Origin of the sequence: Exiguobacterium sp. USCH10 (assembly GCF_037619445.1) — a bacterium.
Lineage (GTDB): Bacteria > Bacillota > Bacilli > Exiguobacteriales > Exiguobacteriaceae > Exiguobacterium > Exiguobacterium aestuarii_A.
This window is the reverse complement of the sequence record NZ_JAQPZO010000002.1, coordinates 440,597-456,865: the sequence shown is the minus strand read 5'-3', so window position 1 is coordinate 456,865 and position 16,269 is coordinate 440,597. Positions and strand designations below refer to the sequence as shown.

Here is a 16,269-nt window from a genome sequence, read left to right as displayed (position 1 = left end):
TGTGTTAGATGACGAGTGGTCCGGCTGCGATGACGGACTCACTTGCTTTCGTGAAGCGAGTGAAGTTTTCTTTAAATTTCATGGCGAGTGCTTTTGCTTCGACATCGTAACGAGCTGGGTCGCTCCACGTATCTCGCGGATTGAGCACGTCGCTCGGTACACCATCGATGGCTACAGGAATCTCGACATTGAAAATGTCATGTTTCATCGTCTCCACATCACGGAGCTGGCCGTTGACGGCGGCATTGACCATCGCACGCGTATAGGCGAGTTTCATACGTGAACCTTCGCCGTATGCTCCACCTGTCCAGCCCGTATTGACGAGGTAGACATCTACATCGTGCTCTTCAATCAATTTACCGAGCATATCCGCATAACGCTCTGGAGCGAGCGGAAGGAACGGTGAACCGAAGCAAGTCGAGAACGTTGCTTGTGGTTCTGTGACACCACGCTCTGTACCAGCAAGCTTAGACGTATAACCAGACAAGAAGTGATACATCGCCTGTTCTTTCGTCAGTTTGCTGATCGGTGGCAAGACACCATACGCATCGGCCGTCAAGAAGACGATCGTATTTGGATGACCGGCACGTGATGGGAGCATCGCGTTGTCGATGAATTCGATCGGATATGCCGCACGCGTATTTTCAGTCAAGGAGATGTTCTTGTAGTCCGGCGTACGATCTTCATTCAATACGACGTTTTCAATCAATGAACCGAAACGGATTGCATCATAGATTTGTGGTTCGTTCTTACGCGAAAGGTTAATCGTCTTCGCGTAGCAACCGCCTTCAATGTTGAAGACCCCATCCGGTGACCATCCATGCTCATCGTCTCCGATTAAGTGGCGCTCCGGATCAGCTGAAAGTGTCGTCTTCCCAGTTCCCGACAACCCGAAGAAGAGTGCCGTTTCGTTTGCATCGTTGACGTTTGCCGAACAGTGCATCGATAAGACGTTTTGCTCAGGTAACAAGAAGTTCATGACGGAGAAGATTGATTTTTTAATTTCGCCACCGTATTCTGTTCCCCCGATCAGAATCGTGCGCTTGGCGAATGAAACGAGAATGAACGTCTCTGAGTTCGTGCCATCCACTGCAGGATCTGCTTTATAACTCGGTGCATAGATCACAGTGAACGGGTCGAACGCACCTTTCGTTGGCCATTCGCGTAAAAATAGCTGTTTTGCGAACAGACTATGCCATGCATATTCTGTAATGGCACGAACTGGTAACGTGTAGTGCTCATCGGCACCAGCAGATGCTTCGAGGTAATAAAGTTTGTCTTTCTTTTCTAAATGGTTGAGTACTTTGTCAAGAAGTGCTGAAAACTTCTCTTCCGCGATCGGTTGGTTCACTTTTCCCCAATCGACAAGGTTGTTGCTGACTTCATCTTGTACGACGAATTTGTCTTTCGGTGACCGTCCGGTAAAAGCACCGGTGCTGACAGATAAAGCCCCGTCTTTTGTCAGTACACCTTCACCATTTTGGATGGCTTCTTCCACCAGTTCTGGAACCGTCAAGTTCCGTTTCATGTCGGCACCATTAATTAATTCTTCGATTTTCAGGAGCGTTGTCGCCATCCTGAATCCCACCTTTCCCCTAAATAGATGTGGATGAAATCCGCATACTTCCGCGATTACGATTAATCAGTATGACATTTTTAATTATATGTGACACACTAATCAAACACAAGCGTTTCTTCTCTCTAAGTAAGCGCTTTCTTACAAAGACAGTTTAACACATTCTCTTATCACAAGGTGTTAAAAAACAGAAACGAATTAAAAAATGTTTGACGATTCACAAACAGAAATGTTTTGCAAGTCGGTGAAAACTTTAACGAATTCGTCTGATTCCCTTGACATAATCGAGCGTCATTTATATGATGGTTTTCGTAACGGATACTCTTATTCTGAGCGGTGGAGGGAACAAGGCCCTACGAAGCCCAGCAACCGTCCGACATGAAGTCTTGTGCGGAAAAGGTGCTATCCTGAAGCGAAGCCATTAGCTTCGAACGATAAGAGGGTAAGGAAGAACGATTCAACCTTTCCCCATGTATGTCATCGGGGGAGGTTTTTTTCATTACCGTCCCAAAGCAACGCGTAAGGGGAACGAGTACCGTCCACATATCACCCTTATTATAGGAGGTTTTTTGAATGTCAAAATTGAACCGTCGACTTTTTACTTCAGAGTCGGTTACTGAAGGACATCCAGATAAAATTTGTGATCAGATCTCTGACTCGATTTTGGATGCCATTTTAGCGGAAGACCCGAATGCCCGTGTTGCGGCAGAAACGTCTGTCACAACGGGTCTTGTACTCGTAGCTGGTGAAATCACAACGTCAACTTACGTGGATATCCCGAAAGTTGTCCGTGAAACAATCCGTGAAATCGGATACACACGTGCGAAATATGGTTTCGACGCAGAAACATGCGCAGTCTTGACGTCGATTGACGAGCAATCAGTAGACATCGCGCAAGGTGTTGACCAAGCTCTTGAAGCACGTGAAGGTCAGATGACTGAAGAGGAACTTGATGCAATCGGTGCTGGAGACCAAGGTCTCATGTTCGGATACGCGACAAACGAGACACCTGAACTCATGCCGCTTCCGATCTCATTGGCGCACAAATTGTCACGTCGTCTTGCTGAAGTTCGTAAGAACGGTACGCTTGAATACCTCCGTCCGGATGGTAAGACTCAAGTAACGGTTGAGTACGATGAGGACAACAACCCTGTTCGTATCGATACGATCGTCATCTCGACACAACATGCAGAAGAGATCACGCTCGAGCAAATTCAAGAAGACTTGAAAAAGTATGTCATCGAGGCAGTCATCCCGGCTGAACTCATCGATGCTGAAACGAAATACTTCATCAACCCGACTGGTCGCTTCGTAATCGGTGGACCACAAGGGGATGCAGGTCTTACAGGACGTAAAATCATCGTCGATACGTACGGTGGATACGCTCGTCACGGCGGTGGCGCATTCTCTGGTAAAGATCCTACAAAAGTTGACCGTTCAGCAGCATACGCAGCTCGTTATGTAGCGAAAAACATCGTTGCAGCAGGACTTGCGGATAAAGCAGAAGTTCAACTCGCTTACGCGATTGGGGTAGCACATCCAGTATCAATCGCTGTCGATACGTTCGGCACTGGTAAATTGAGCGAAACAGAGCTCGTTGAACTCGTTCGTGAGAACTTCGACCTCCGTCCAGCAGGCATCATCAAGATGCTTGACCTTCGCCGTCCAATCTACAAACAAACAGCAGCTTACGGTCACTTCGGTCGTACAGATATCGAACTCCCATGGGAGCAAACAGATAAAGCAGCAGTTCTTGAAGAAGGCGCGAAGCGTTTCGCGTAATCAACAAAAACGACCTTTCCGCGGAAAGGTCGTTTTTTTAGGTTCAAGTCGTTGGAGGTGTCTGTTTATGATCATTCGATGACGAATCAGTTGAAGTGTTTTCTTGTCCAAGCGCCGTATCCTTCGCTTCGACGACTTTTTCACCGATGTCTTGTAAATCTGATTTAGCTTCTTGGGCCGTCTCGACGATTTTATTGACGTCTTCTTTGACCGTATCGACTTCACCGACGACTTTTTCATATACGTTTTGAACGTCTGTAGTCACTTCCTGAATCTTGCCGGAAGCGGTCTTTACTTGTTCAATGACTTGAGATGCTTTCCCGGCTGGATCTTGTTTGACTTCGTTCACGATGCCTCCGACCGAAGATTTTGCATTCGTAAGCGATTGTTTCGTCTGCTCCCGATTCGAGGAGCTAAGTAAGGCGAGGAGACCACCGACGAGGGCACCGAGTAACATCCCGGTCACAACGCTGATTTTTGGGCCCCCGGCATCCAATTGATCAAATTGACGGTTCGGATTCTCTGTTTGTTCGACTTTCGGGTCATGCTCTAATTTTGGTTCCATGTTGTTCCACTCCTTCATGTGATTGGCATTGATAGTGTTATACCCTAGTCGATTGCGGACATAACGTTTTCTTATGAATCGTCACGAAAAAGAAACGAATGGCAGGATAAAAACGTGACGATAGGGAATGATACAAATAGATTGGCCAAAAGGGGGAAGCTGTCATGAACATGAGGGAAGCAGTTCCAGAAGATGCAGCATTAATTCGAACGATTGCACTTGCGACGATTTCAGAAGATGATTTGAATCGTTTGAAAGCGATGGAGCGCGCCTATCGACAAGAAGAGATTGTTCGAGCAATCAGTTCGAGTGAAGAAGCACGAGAGCAATATTTTATCGTCGGCGAGTTCGAAGAAGATGTCATCGGATTTTGTCATGCCATCGATCGCGGTGACATGTGGGAGATGCTTCGACTTTATCTTCATCCTGATTTTCACCGGAACGGATATGGGGCAGCCTTTTTAAACTATCTCCAATCGAAAAAAACACAACCGATGGAAGTGTACGTTGAAAATTCAAATGACCAAGCGATTGCCTTCCTTTTGCATCAATCGTTTAAAGAAGTGAATCGGATCCAAGAAGAGGTATACGACCAACCGATGGAACTCATTCATTTACGATATCATCCGAGCTAAGCCTCCAGACGGATTTTCTTCAAACATCAGTTGCGGCTGATGTTTTTTTGATACAATATACATAGTCCATAAATGAGGTGACGGCAGCATGACATATGAAGAAGCACGAAAAGGGGTCATCGTCATCGTGTACCCGCTACAGTTCACGTCTCGGGTTAGTGAGAACTTTATTCGCCGACTCCAAGACGAGTACGAGGTAATTGTCGTCCGTGACCAATCGGTCGGATTGACGGCAGATGACCATAAACAGCTTATTAAGCGAGCGTTACGTGAGGCAGGGGAATACAAACTACCGATCCATGTCGTGGCATTCAGTCTTGGGGCACTTTTCACGAACCGACTCTTGCAAGAGTATGATGTGCCGCTTGGGAGTTTGACGTATATCTCTCCTTTATTTGATTGGCATGCCACTCGTCAAATCGGCGGATTGAAACAAGTCGTCGCGAGTGCTGTCGATCGTTTCCGCCCAGACTTACCGCTCGGGATGATGACATTCACTGGTGGAGGCGAGGAATCGTCACGCTTCGGTGAGATTACGTATGCGCAATATCGTGAGATTGAAGAAGAGATCGTGGAACATCAAGAAGAGAAGAAGCACTTACCACGACTTCCACTTGCTTGTTTCTATGCACCAGACGATCAATTTGCGGACGTGAAGTTGACGTTAAACGTCTGCCGGAAGATTGGTGGGGATCAAGTGTACATCCGTCGGTTGGAAGGTTTCCCGCATTTTGGATATGAACGTTTGAATACCAAGTTTGCGGAGACATTGATGACGTTTTATGAATTGATTCAAGAATGACAGAAGGCGACTCGAATGAGCCGCCTTTTGCTTATGCGCGTTTTTCAATCGCCACGATGAATGGGGGATGATTGATTTGGTTGATGAAACCGTAGCGGAGGACGCCAGCCTGTTTTTGGTCAAGCGACTCCACGTATTGAAGCACTTCATCCCGTTCGACTTTTCCGCTCTCATGTCCGTGATAAATGACGATGACGATGACGCCACCGACGGTCATGACCTCTAATAATTGAGATAACGCGGCAATCGTCGTATTCCCGTGAGTCGTGATTGATTTATCGCTTCCTGGTAAATAACCTAAATTGAAGACGGCAGCGGAGATGGGGCGCGTCTCGTTCGCGACGACCGCTTGAACCGTGTCGTGACTGTCATGAATGACGGATACCCGTTCATCGAGACCGGATTCCTGTATACGTGCGCGTGTGGACGCGACCGCTTCTGACTGGATATCAAATGCATACACATGACCCGTTTCGCCCACTGCATTCGCCAAAAACAGCGTATCGTGTCCGTTTCCGGCGGTCATGTCGACGGCGACATGACCTTCTTCAAGGTGGTCATGTAGTAATTGTTTTGCAAAAGGTAGTACTCTCATTAATCCCATACATCTCATCCTTCTTTTTTCCTTGGAAAGAATCTCGTCGTTCCAATTCTGCACGGATCTTGTTTAACACCTGCATCTTGTGACGACTCCATAACGGACCAATCAATAAGTCAGGTGGGCCGTCCCCGGTCAAACGATGAACGATGACCTCGGGAGGTATACATTCGAGCTGATCGCAGATGAGGGAGACATAGTCATCTTCCTCCATCAAGTCGAGTAGGCCTTTTTCGTATTGACGGGCGAGCGGTGTATGCTTCAAGACGTGAAGTAAATGGATCTTGATTCCTTGTATGTCCATTTTAGCAACTTCTCGAGCTGTGTCGAGCATCATCTCAAGTGTCTCACCGGGTAAACCGTTGATGATATGAACACAGACACGGATGTTGTGGCGTCGAAGTTTTGCAAGACCGCTCAAAAATGTCTCGTAGTCATGTCCACGATTGATTTTTTTCGCCGTCGTGTCATGGATGGTCTGAAGGCCGAGCTCCACCCAAAGCGACGTACGTTCATTCAATTCTGCCAAATAGGCGACGACATCGTCTGGCAAGCAGTCCGGACGTGTCGCAATCGAGAGACCGACGACGCCTTCTTCTTGAAGTGCAGGTTCGTACAACTCACGTAACCGTTCGACCGGCGCGTACGTGTTACTGAATGCTTGGAAATAAGCGATGTAGTTGGCGTTCTTCCACTTTCGGTGAAGACGGGCCTTCACTTCGGCAAATTGAACGGGAATCGGATCGCAAGCATTTCCTGCAAAGTCACCACTTCCGTCGTCTGAACAGAACGTACATCCTCCCTTTGAGACGAGCCCGTCACGGTTCGGACAGGTGAATCCGCCATCGAGCGGGACTTTGAACACCTTTCCTCCATATTCTCGGCGATACGCCTCGTTCAACGTATGATATCGGTTTTGACCAAATGGATTCATTCAACATCTCTCCTTCCTTGCTCATGCTATCACAAATGAAAAATGGCAAAACTTCATAATAAGTAATTTTTCTTGACACTTCTTTGGCATTCGTTTAGGTTTGATAAGGAAATCTTGTCGATTCGGCCATTTGTGCCGATTTTTTTGATGTGAAAGAGGAATGAAAGGAGGACTTGGTGTGAACAATAAAATGCCAATTTCGGTATGGATTCTAGTCATTGCGATGGCGCTCAATACAACGGCGGCGTCTTTTTTATGGCCATTTAACACACTGTATATTCATGATTTTTTAGGTGAGTCGATGACACTTGCTGGGGTGGCACTTCTTGTGAACTCCGCACTCGCAATCGTCGGAAACTACATCGGAGGGACATTATTCGACCGAATCGGTGGAAAGATGACGCTCATGATTTCTGTCGGTTTGTTGCTTGCGAGCTCACTCGGGTTTTTACTGTTCCACGCCACGTTCTTCGGTTATTTGGTGTGGCTCGGTATGATTGGGTTCTCAGGTGGACTCGTCTTTCCGACCGTTTACGCGTTTGCGGGACTTATCTGGCCAGAGGGTGGACGCCGTTCGTTCAACGCGATTTACGTTGCGCAAAACGTAGGTGTCGCACTCGGTACGGCAATGAGTGGTCAAATCGCGCGTTTGAACATCGAGTGGATCTTTTATGCAAACTTCTTCTTGTCGGTCTTATTTGTAGTGGTCCTTTTATTTGGACTTCGCTACCTGAAAAACCCGGCACGTCCTGTCGTTCAATCACAGTTAGAGGCAGCCGCCACGACCCTCTCGAGCGCAACAATGAAGTCGATGTGGTATGTCGCCGTCGGTTACGCCGTGCTTTGGTTCGTGTACGTTCAGTGGCAAGGGACAATCGCCGTTCATTCGAAAGACCTTGGTGTCACAATCAGTCAATATTCACTGCTCTGGACGGTGAACGGGGCGATGATCGTATTCGCACAGCCGTTACTCAACCGTGTCTTGCGACAGTTTGAGGACGACTTAAAACGTCAATTGATTATCGGGGCCTCGATTTTCCTCGGTGCCTTCTTGATTGTGCCGTTCGCTGGTGGATTTGGCATGTTCATGGTCGCGATGGTCGTCATGACAATCGGGGAAATGTTCGTCTGGCCAGCAGTCCCAACGATTGCAGCAAAACTTGCCCCTCCTGGTAAGGCGGGACAATATCAAGGGCTCGTCAATATCGCAGCGTCTGTCGGACGAATGATTGGACCGACATTCTCGGGCTTATTATTCGATGCGTTCGGGATGAATGCAGTATTCACGTTGATTATTTTGCTAATCATTACGGCTAATATTGTCTTTTTACGTATTCGTTCATTAAATGTTCAAAGTTCGTGACATTTCGCATATTCTCTACAGATTTAAACCTTCGTCTTATTGACTTTCGTAGATAAAATTTAGGTGAAGGATCCTTTCAACCACATATGTTTGTTGTCGGTCAGCTCTGAAGTAAAGGGGATGGGCATGATGAACGAGGAAGTCAATTTACTCGTATTGGCAACGCAGTATATGTTTTGGGTTGGTTTTGTAGGAATGGCGGCAGCGACATTATATTTTCTAGTTGAGCGGAGCAGTCTTGATCCCGAATACCGTTCGGTTGCGACTGTTGCGGCACTTGTCACGTTCGTAGCAGCGATTCATTATTACTTTATGAAAGACGCGGTCGGAGATTCTGGATTGCTGTCGGAAATCACAGGCTTTCCGACGGAGATTCGGTACATCGATTGGCTCGTGACGACACCATTACTTTTGATTAAGTTCCCGCTACTTCTTAGTTTGCAAGGGAAGATGAAGACTGGATTATTAACGAAGTTGATTATCGCAGACATCATCATGATTGTAGCTGGGTATCTCGGTGAGTCATCGATTAACTTGAACGGTGGCTTTACGCAACTTGGACTTTGGGGATATCTTGTAGGTTGTATCGCTTGGATTTATATTATTTACTTGCTCTTCACGAATGTCACGAAGGCGGCTGAGTCTTCACCTCCACCTATTCGAAAAGCATTGCTCAACATGCGTCTCTTCATTTTGATTGGATGGGCGATTTACCCAATCGGCTATGCTGTGACGTTGTTCGCTACAGGGATTGAAGTTCAACTCGTGCGCGAATTGATATACAACGTGGCAGATTTGATCAATAAAGTAGGATTTGGGTTGATTGCATTCTTCGCTGTTAAAACCATTTCGACGCAGAAACAAGTCAAAGCTTGAAAACTTCAAGTTGACGTTGAATTTCAGAATGGGCTAAAATAGACTACGATGAATAGCAAGCGATGAAGAGGATTAGTAGCGAACGTTCCATTTCAAAGAGAGTCGATGGTTGGTGTGAATCGATAAATGGAGGTCGTGAACTCGCCTTGGAGCTGTTTTCCTGAACCGAGTAGGGAAAACCGGGGTTACGCCTCGTTATCGGCGTCTCAAGTGGCAGCAATGCAACATGGGTGGTACCGCGGAGAGCTTTCAAGCCTTTCGTCCCATTTTCGGGGACGGAAGGCTTTTTATTATGCAGAGGAGGAAGAATGTTGAGCTATTTTAAACATCAAGAAATCGAGCCGAAATGGCAAAAGCGTTGGGAAGAGAAAGACGCATTCAAAACGACAGAAGACCCGGAGAAGGATTGTTTCTACGTCCTTGATATGTTCCCATACCCATCAGGTGCTGGCCTTCACGTTGGTCACCCAGAAGGTTACACGGCGACGGATATCATCGCCCGTATGAAGCGGATGCAAGGATATAACGTCCTTCACCCGATCGGCTGGGATGCGTTCGGTCTTCCTGCCGAGCAGTACGCGCTCGACACAGGGAATGACCCACGCGAATTCACGGCACGTAACATCGAGACGTTCCGCCGTCAGTTGAAAGAACTCGGTTTCTCGTATGATTGGGCTCGTGAAATCAGCACGACGGACCCGAAATATTATAAATGGACACAATGGATCTTCACGCAATTGTTCGAGCGTGACCTCGCATACGTCGACGAAGTTGCCGTTAACTGGTGCCCGGCACTTGGCACGGTCCTTGCGAACGAAGAAGTTATCGATGGGTTGTCAGAGCGTGGGAACCACCCGGTATACCGCGTCCCGATGAAACAGTGGGTGCTCCGCATCACAGAATACGCGGAGCGTTTGCTTGAAGACTTGGAAGGTCTTGACTGGCCAGAGAGCGTCAAAGAGATGCAACGCAACTGGATCGGGAAATCGGTCGGTGCCGAGGTCGACTTTAAAGTCGACGGTCACGACAAGATTGTCACGGTCTTCACGACACGTCCGGACACACTTCACGGAGCGACATATGTGACGCTCGCACCGGAGCATCCGTTCACGAAAGTGATCACAACGCCTGAACAATCAACGGCAGTAGAAGCATACATCGAGGAAGTTTCGAAGAAGACGGACCTTGAGCGTACAGACCTCGCTAAAGAGAAGACAGGAGTCTTCACGGGCGCTTATGCGATCAACCCGGTGAACGGTGAGAAACTTCCGATCTGGACAGCAGACTATGTCCTCTCGACATACGGGACAGGTGCAGTCATGGCCGTTCCTGGACACGATGAGCGTGATTATGAGTTTGCGAAAACGTTCGACCTCCCAATCCGTGAAGTCGTCAAAGGTGGAAACTTGGAAGAGGCGGCTTATGTCGAAGACGGGGAGCACGTCAACTCAGGTAGCTTGAACGGACTCAATAAAGCCGATGCGATCAAGACGATTATTGAAGAACTTGAAGCTGCGGGTACGGGTCGTGCGAAGACGACATACCGTCTTCGTGACTGGTTGTTCAGCCGTCAACGTTACTGGGGAGAACCGATTCCGGTCGTCCACATGGAAGACGGAACGATGAAGACGGTACCGGTCGAAGAGCTTCCGCTCGAACTTCCAATCATCGATGAAATCAAACCATCTGGTACAGGTGAGTCGCCACTCGCGAACGCAGAAGAGTGGTTGACGTACACAGATCCCGTCACGGGGGAAAAAGGTCGTCGCGAGACGAACACGATGCCACAATGGGCAGGTAGCTGCTGGTACTACATCCGTTACATCGATCCAGATAACGAAGAAATGATCGCGGACCCTGAAAAACTCAAGCGTTGGCTTCCAGTCGACTTGTATATCGGTGGTACGGAACATGCCGTTCTTCACTTGCTCTATGCACGTTTCTGGCATAAAGTCCTTTACGATATCGGTGTCGTCCCGACGAACGAACCGTTCCAAAAATTGTACAACCAAGGTATGATTCTCGGTGAAAACAACGAGAAGATGTCGAAATCTCGTGGGAACGTCGTCAACCCAGATGATATCGTGAAGTCACACGGCGCGGATACACTTCGTCTTTATGAAATGTTCATGGGCCCACTTGATGCGGCAATCGCATGGTCAACGAATGGACTTGACGGGGCACGTCGCTTCCTCGACCGCGTATGGCGTTTGTTCGATCAAACGAACTTTGCGGACGTGGCACCAACTGCCGACTTTGAACGTACGTATCATCAGACGGTGAAAAAAGTCACTGAAGACTATGAAGCACTTCGCTTCAACACAGCAATCTCGCAGTTGATGGTCTTCGTCAATGAAGCGAACAAACAAGAGACGTTGCCAAAATCGCAAATGGTCGACTTCATCAAGATGCTTTCACCTGTCGCTCCGCACTTGTCTGAAGAGTTGTGGGAGAAGATGGGCATGACGGAAGAGTTGACGTATGCGGCTTGGCCGACGTACGATGAGTCAAAACTTGTGAGTGACACGATTGAAGTCGTCATCCAAGTGAACGGGAAACTTCGTGCGAAAATGCACGTTTCGCGTGACGCATCAAAAGAAGCGCTTGAAGCGGAGGCACTCGGCAACGAGCGTGTCCAAGAGTTCACAGAAGGCAAGACGGTTCGTAAAGTCATTGTCGTTCCTGGAAAACTCGTCAATATCGTAGTTGGATAATCGAAAGAATGTGTGACATTGTCGCACATTCTTTTCTTTTTGGTGAGGTCATTTTCTTTTACGGTCGGTTTTGATACACTAAAGGGCGATACTGAAGTAGAAGGGGACGACATGTCCATGAAACGTTCTTATGTGCTATACACGACACTATGTGCTGTCGTGGTCGGCGTGATCCTTTGCTATGTCTTTGTCTTCTCTGACGAAGAGATTCAGCGGCAGGTCGCCTCGACATTTGAAAAAATCGACATTCAAACGAGTCATCAAACGGCATCCCTCCCACCTGTGGAGGCAGCACAAGATGACGAAGATATTGATACGACCGATGCGCTCGAGCAAATCAACCAGATCGATGAAGTGTACTACAGCGATACGATCGGGGCTTATCTCGTGCTTACCGAGCAGGCTGAGTTTTTCGAAGTGAGTGGGAACGGTACACGCGTCAACTCAGTGCTTCAACTCGAAAATACGGGTCAGGCGCGCCTCGATGACTTTATCGGGATGCGGATGGTCGAAGAGAACCTCGTATATGCGGTGACAGCAAACGGTACGCTCATTACAATCGAGCGAGAAGAAGGACGCTGGGTCGAGAGACCACGTAAACAAATCAAAGGTCTCGTATCGGAAGACCGAATCTTTGGTCTCGGCTATGACCGAGAATCGAATCGTCTTTTCATGATGAATCGATTAGCAGACACGCCGGACCTTGAGCTCCTTTATATCGAAGAGCGTGAAATCGAACCGGAAGCGTCTGCGGAAAACGAGTCAGAAGAATCAACAGAATCGGAAGATAATGTTGATGGTACTGAACAATCAACAGAAGAAGCGACGACAGAAAATGTGTCGACGAGTGACGGTGTCTCTAGTGAGGCGGCCGCCACGGAAGAAGAGGCACCTGAGAATGAACAGGATACGCCAGATGAGGCAGTCGAGGAAAGAGAACCGGAAACGGAATGGATGCTCGATTCGCGTCAAGCGTTATCGGCTGACGGGATGAGCGCCTCAATCCAGCAAAAGTTTGAGCGATTCGAAGGCGTTGGGCTTGTCGAGCGACAAGGCCGAATATACGTGCTCGACTCGGAAGAGCTCGTCCTCTATACGGTCAACCCGGAAGAAGGTACCATCAACGGTCAGATGGTGACACCTCGCGTGTATGACTCGACCGGCATGTTTTTACAAGACAATGAAATCTTTGCAATCGTCCACCCGGAAGTATTCGATTTGGATGCATTCGTCTCTGTGGACTAACAATGGGGGAAAGACAGATGAGCAAACGTTACTTTTTTGAAGAAGTGAAACAATTCCACGAGACTTTCGGACATCCAGGAGCAAAATCTCCGCAACCGTTGACACTTGATCGTGCGACAAAACGATCGGTTTGGACGGCAGAGGAAGCGGTCGTTGAATTTTTACACCAATCGTCACAGACTGAAGAAGAGTTCTTACAGGCCATCGAGCAATTCCAAGAAGGCTTCCAAAAAGCGGTCCAAAAATCATTACAAGACGCACCACCGTCAGATGATGTGGAACGCCTCGTTGGTCAAGGGGATGCGTTAACGGATGCGTTATATTTTGTGATGGGCAGTTTCGTTGAACTCGGACTTGATCCCGTTCCGTTGTTTGAAATCGTCCAGCGTGCCAATATGGCGAAGCTTGGACCGGACGGGAAACCGATTTTACGCGAGTCGGACAACAAAGTTATGAAACCTGAAGGATGGATGCCTCCGGAGCCGGAGCTCGAAAAAGAAGTGCGTCGTCAAATTGCAGGGAAAGAATAATCACAAACGGCTTGAGCCCTCATTAGAAAGGGTTTGAGTCGTTTTTTTTGTTGTGGTCGTGACGACATCATGATACTAGATGGTATCTGAAAGGTCATAAGAGTAATTTATGGTATAATTTAACATAAGTAAACAAGTGAGGGATATTAATCATTGAGATGGAGGTTATTTAACTGAAAAAATTATTCGGTATTCTATGTTGTAGTTCAGTACTTCTGTTAGCATCATGTAGCAATGATGAAAAAACGTCAGAATCTAAAACGTCTGAGCCTGACGTTTCAATCGAAACGATAAAAATCAACGAAGAGAATGAATTGACAATCGTCCCACTTTACACCCAATACCAACAATATTTGAATGCATCCCTTGAAACAACCGATGCGGAGGAGAACAAACAGAACTTCAAGAAATATGTATTAGATTACATAGGAGAGGTCGGAGAGGAAGAAAAAATCGATACATCCCTCATCAAAACAAACTTTTCTCTGAAGCCGACGCCTCATAAGCAACAATTGCTAAAGCAACTTGATACGTTAATTGATAAACATGACGAGATTAAAGAAATTATTACTTCCACATACGCGGATTCAAATCAAGTCCTTCCTAAAAAGAAAAGTACCGTGTTTATCGCACCGTATAATCCTGAATTCTTCTACGATAGTGGGCCGATGGAAGGAGTAGGAGCCTCAGCTTATAAAGACGCCTTCATCTTGTTTCTCGATACAGATTATGACAAAGGTGTGCTAGCTCATTCGACGGCTCACGAGTACCATCACCTGATCCTTCGTGATCAAAACGAATATAACCTTAGTTCGATTCTCGACTCTATCATCATCGAAGGGAAAGCGGATGCGTTTGCCGACCGCATTGTCAAAGGGGTAACTCCACCATGGTATGTACCAATCGATGATGCGACCATGGAACATATCGCGAGTCGAGTGAATGATTATGAAACATCCTTTAACGATTTTGTGGTGGGAAATAATCAAAAAGACATTCCGCGTTGGAGTAACTATATTCTAGGTAGGGATGTGCTCCATGAATATTTGACGGCGCACCCAGAGCTGTCGATTTCTGAGTGGACGTTTAAAGAAGACCACGAGATTTTGGAAGGTTATAAGTATGAAGGCGTTATGAAATTGGGGAATTAAGTTAAAATGAATGTCAAAAGGCTTGACCCTGTCTCATTCAGGGGTCAAGCCTTTTGATTGTGCATTAAATCACTACGATGAGACGCATGTGCCATTGCTTTATAAACAATGCTTTTACCGCTCTGTGGCCAGTGCAGCTGCGTGCGATCCGGCGCAATGTCCTGTCGTGAAAGCGGCCGTGATGTTGTAGCCGCCTGTGTATCCATGAATGTCGAGCACTTCACCGGCAAAGAAGAGACCTGGTGCCTTCTTCGACATCATCGTCTGTGGCGCAACTTCCTTAACCGAAACGCCACCACCTGTGACGAACGCTTTGTCAAAGTCGAGCGTCCCGACGGCGTGCATCTCGAACATTTTTAAACGCGTTGCGAAATCAATGACGGATTGCTTCTTCAACTGACTCGCGTCTTCTTCGCCAAATGTGAGTTCTTCTAGCAACAAGTCAAGAAGTCGCTCGGGGATATAGCCTTTCCATACGTTTTTGACGGCACGCTTCGGTTGACCCTGTACTTGGTTCCACAATTCCTGGACGAGCGCATCTCGTGACGTGTCCGGGAAGAAGTCGAGTGATAGGAGGACGACTTGTTCTTTGCTGCGTTTCCGTTCTTTAATCGTGTACTGACTGCAACGGAGTGCGATTGGACCTGAAATCCCGAAATGGGTAAAGATCATGTCGCCTTGGTGCGTCTTGATAGCTTTTCCTTTTTTGCCGTGCACCGTCAACGCGACGTCACGTAACGATAGTCCTTGAAGTTGTTTTGTTCCGATGAACGAATCGTTCAACTTGATCGGCACCTCTGTCGGAAATAGCTCCGTGATCGTATGCCCGGCTTTCTGTGCCCACGGATAACCATCACCCGTCGAACCAGTGTGAGGCACGGATTGTCCGCCGACCGCGACGACACAAGCTTTTGCTTCAATCATTTCTCCGTCCATCAGCTCGACCGCGTGAAACTCGTTTTCTTCATTAAAATGTAGCGTTTTAACTTCTGCTTTTTTTCGAATCTCGACACCGAGGTCTTCAATCGCACGAAGCAACGTGTTGACCACGTCTTGTGCCTTATCGGTCACTGGGAACATGCGCCCGTTGTCCTCTTCTTTCAGCGGGATGCCGAATCCTGTGAACAGGTCGATGATCGATTGGTTGTCGAACTGAGCGAGGGCGCTATATAAAAAGCGGCCATTCCCAGGGATGAACTGAATCAATTCATCGATTGGTTTTCGGTTCGTGACGTTACAACGCCCTCCACCTGAAATCGCTAATTTCCGACCGAGTTTAGACCCTTTATCAATTAACAAGGTCGATGCGCCGCTATTTGCAGCCGCATACGTGGCCATAAGTCCGCTTGGACCTCCGCCGATGACGATGACATCCTTCATGTAAAATCTCCTCATTTCTTCATCTATATGATTAGTAAAATTATCGTAACTTTATTATCCGTAACAGTAAGAGTATAATGAGAAGCGGTTGTTTTGTAAAACCGAATTCATATGAATA

Annotated in this window: 14 protein-coding genes, 1 riboswitch and 1 other annotated feature; of the genes, 9 read left to right on the top strand and 5 right to left on the bottom strand. The window is 47.4% G+C overall.

What is annotated here, in order from left to right; translation table 11 throughout:
- Positions 1-4: 4 nt before the first annotated feature.
- Positions 5-1,576, bottom strand: a complete 1,572-nt coding sequence (pckA, locus tag PQI28_RS06890) for a phosphoenolpyruvate carboxykinase (ATP) (protein WP_339962821.1) — start codon at positions 1,574-1,576, stop codon at positions 5-7.
- Positions 1,577-1,897: 321 nt separating this feature from the next.
- A riboswitch (SAM riboswitch) is annotated at positions 1,898-2,017 on the top strand.
- 132 nt (positions 2,018-2,149) lie between these two features.
- On the opposite strand from pckA, the gene metK reads away from it, so the two are divergent.
- Positions 2,150-3,358, top strand: a complete 1,209-nt coding sequence (metK, locus tag PQI28_RS06885) for a methionine adenosyltransferase (RefSeq protein ID WP_214782098.1) — start codon at positions 2,150-2,152, stop codon at positions 3,356-3,358.
- 43 nt (positions 3,359-3,401) lie between these two features.
- Here metK and PQI28_RS06880 read toward each other — a convergent pair whose 3' ends face one another.
- Entirely contained in the window at positions 3,402-3,923 is a 522-nt protein-coding gene (locus PQI28_RS06880; protein WP_339962820.1) for a hypothetical protein, read from the bottom strand.
- A gap of 164 nt (positions 3,924-4,087) precedes the next feature.
- Here PQI28_RS06880 and PQI28_RS06875 point away from each other — a divergent pair, with 164 nt between their 5' ends.
- Positions 4,088-4,558 (top strand): GNAT family N-acetyltransferase, encoded by a 471-nt coding sequence (locus tag PQI28_RS06875; RefSeq protein WP_339962819.1) that lies wholly within the window; start codon positions 4,088-4,090, stop codon positions 4,556-4,558.
- Between the two features lie 88 nt (positions 4,559-4,646).
- Positions 4,647-5,360, top strand: coding sequence for an alpha/beta hydrolase (locus PQI28_RS06870; RefSeq protein WP_339962818.1), 714 nt, complete (start codon positions 4,647-4,649; stop codon positions 5,358-5,360).
- A gap of 31 nt (positions 5,361-5,391) precedes the next feature.
- On the opposite strand, the gene PQI28_RS06865 is transcribed toward PQI28_RS06870, so the two are convergent.
- Positions 5,392-5,964 carry a class I SAM-dependent methyltransferase gene (locus PQI28_RS06865; RefSeq protein ID WP_339962817.1) on the bottom strand — a complete coding sequence of 191 codons (573 nt, stop codon included), beginning with the start codon at positions 5,962-5,964 and terminating at the stop codon, positions 5,392-5,394.
- Entirely contained in the window at positions 5,918-6,892 is a 975-nt protein-coding gene (locus tag PQI28_RS06860) for a TIGR01212 family radical SAM protein (protein WP_339962816.1), read from the bottom strand. Before PQI28_RS06860 ends, PQI28_RS06865 begins: the two co-directional genes overlap by 47 nt.
- A 178-nt stretch (positions 6,893-7,070) precedes the next feature.
- Here PQI28_RS06860 and PQI28_RS06855 point away from each other — a divergent pair, with 178 nt between their 5' ends.
- From PQI28_RS06855 to PQI28_RS06830, 6 genes are all read left to right on the top strand, one after another.
- Entirely contained in the window at positions 7,071-8,255 is a 1,185-nt protein-coding gene (locus PQI28_RS06855) for an MDR family MFS transporter (RefSeq protein WP_271304515.1), read from the top strand.
- Positions 8,256-8,384: 129 nt separating this feature from the next.
- Positions 8,385-9,131, top strand: coding sequence for a bacteriorhodopsin-like (locus PQI28_RS06850; protein ID WP_274664487.1), 747 nt, complete (start codon positions 8,385-8,387; stop codon positions 9,129-9,131).
- A 53-nt stretch (positions 9,132-9,184) separates the two neighbouring features.
- Positions 9,185-9,400 (top strand) — a binding site (T-box leader).
- A gap of 39 nt (positions 9,401-9,439) precedes the next feature.
- Positions 9,440-11,845, top strand: a complete 2,406-nt coding sequence (gene leuS, locus PQI28_RS06845; RefSeq protein WP_214693368.1) for a leucine--tRNA ligase — start codon at positions 9,440-9,442, stop codon at positions 11,843-11,845.
- A 117-nt stretch (positions 11,846-11,962) separates the two neighbouring features.
- On the top strand, positions 11,963-13,090 hold the full coding sequence (locus tag PQI28_RS06840; RefSeq protein WP_339962814.1) for a hypothetical protein: 1,128 nt from the start codon (positions 11,963-11,965) through the stop codon (positions 13,088-13,090).
- 17 nt (positions 13,091-13,107) lie between these two features.
- On the top strand, positions 13,108-13,620 hold the full coding sequence (locus tag PQI28_RS06835) for a hypothetical protein (RefSeq protein ID WP_214693364.1): 513 nt from the start codon (positions 13,108-13,110) through the stop codon (positions 13,618-13,620).
- Between the two features lie 314 nt (positions 13,621-13,934).
- Positions 13,935-14,771, top strand: coding sequence for a DUF2268 domain-containing protein (locus PQI28_RS06830; protein ID WP_339962813.1), 837 nt, complete (start codon positions 13,935-13,937; stop codon positions 14,769-14,771).
- A gap of 114 nt (positions 14,772-14,885) precedes the next feature.
- Here PQI28_RS06830 and PQI28_RS06825 read toward each other — a convergent pair whose 3' ends face one another.
- A complete protein-coding gene (locus PQI28_RS06825) occupies positions 14,886-16,151 on the bottom strand; it encodes an NAD(P)/FAD-dependent oxidoreductase (RefSeq protein ID WP_339962812.1) in 1,266 nt (421 codons plus the stop codon).
- Positions 16,152-16,269: the final 118 nt, after the last annotated feature.

Bases quoted from the DNA above. Each gene is read 5' to 3' on its own strand.
- pckA (WP_339962821.1), bottom strand. From the start codon at position 1,576: ATGGCGACAACGCTCCTGAAAATCGAAGAATTAATTAATGGTGCCGAC.
- metK (WP_214782098.1), top strand. From the start codon at position 2,150: ATGTCAAAATTGAACCGTCGACTTTTTACTTCAGAGTCGGTTACTGAA.
- PQI28_RS06880 (WP_339962820.1), bottom strand. From the start codon at position 3,923: ATGGAACCAAAATTAGAGCATGACCCGAAAGTCGAACAAACAGAGAAT.
- PQI28_RS06875 (WP_339962819.1), top strand. From the start codon at position 4,088: ATGAACATGAGGGAAGCAGTTCCAGAAGATGCAGCATTAATTCGAACG.
- PQI28_RS06870 (WP_339962818.1), top strand. From the start codon at position 4,647: ATGACATATGAAGAAGCACGAAAAGGGGTCATCGTCATCGTGTACCCG.
- PQI28_RS06865 (WP_339962817.1), bottom strand. From the start codon at position 5,964: ATGGGATTAATGAGAGTACTACCTTTTGCAAAACAATTACTACATGAC.
- PQI28_RS06860 (WP_339962816.1), bottom strand. From the start codon at position 6,892: ATGAATCCATTTGGTCAAAACCGATATCATACGTTGAACGAGGCGTAT.
- PQI28_RS06850 (WP_274664487.1), top strand. From the start codon at position 8,385: ATGAACGAGGAAGTCAATTTACTCGTATTGGCAACGCAGTATATGTTT.
- leuS (WP_214693368.1), top strand. From the start codon at position 9,440: ATGTTGAGCTATTTTAAACATCAAGAAATCGAGCCGAAATGGCAAAAG.
- PQI28_RS06840 (WP_339962814.1), top strand. From the start codon at position 11,963: ATGAAACGTTCTTATGTGCTATACACGACACTATGTGCTGTCGTGGTC.
- PQI28_RS06835 (WP_214693364.1), top strand. From the start codon at position 13,108: ATGAGCAAACGTTACTTTTTTGAAGAAGTGAAACAATTCCACGAGACT.
- PQI28_RS06825 (WP_339962812.1), bottom strand. From the start codon at position 16,151: ATGAAGGATGTCATCGTCATCGGCGGAGGTCCAAGCGGACTTATGGCC.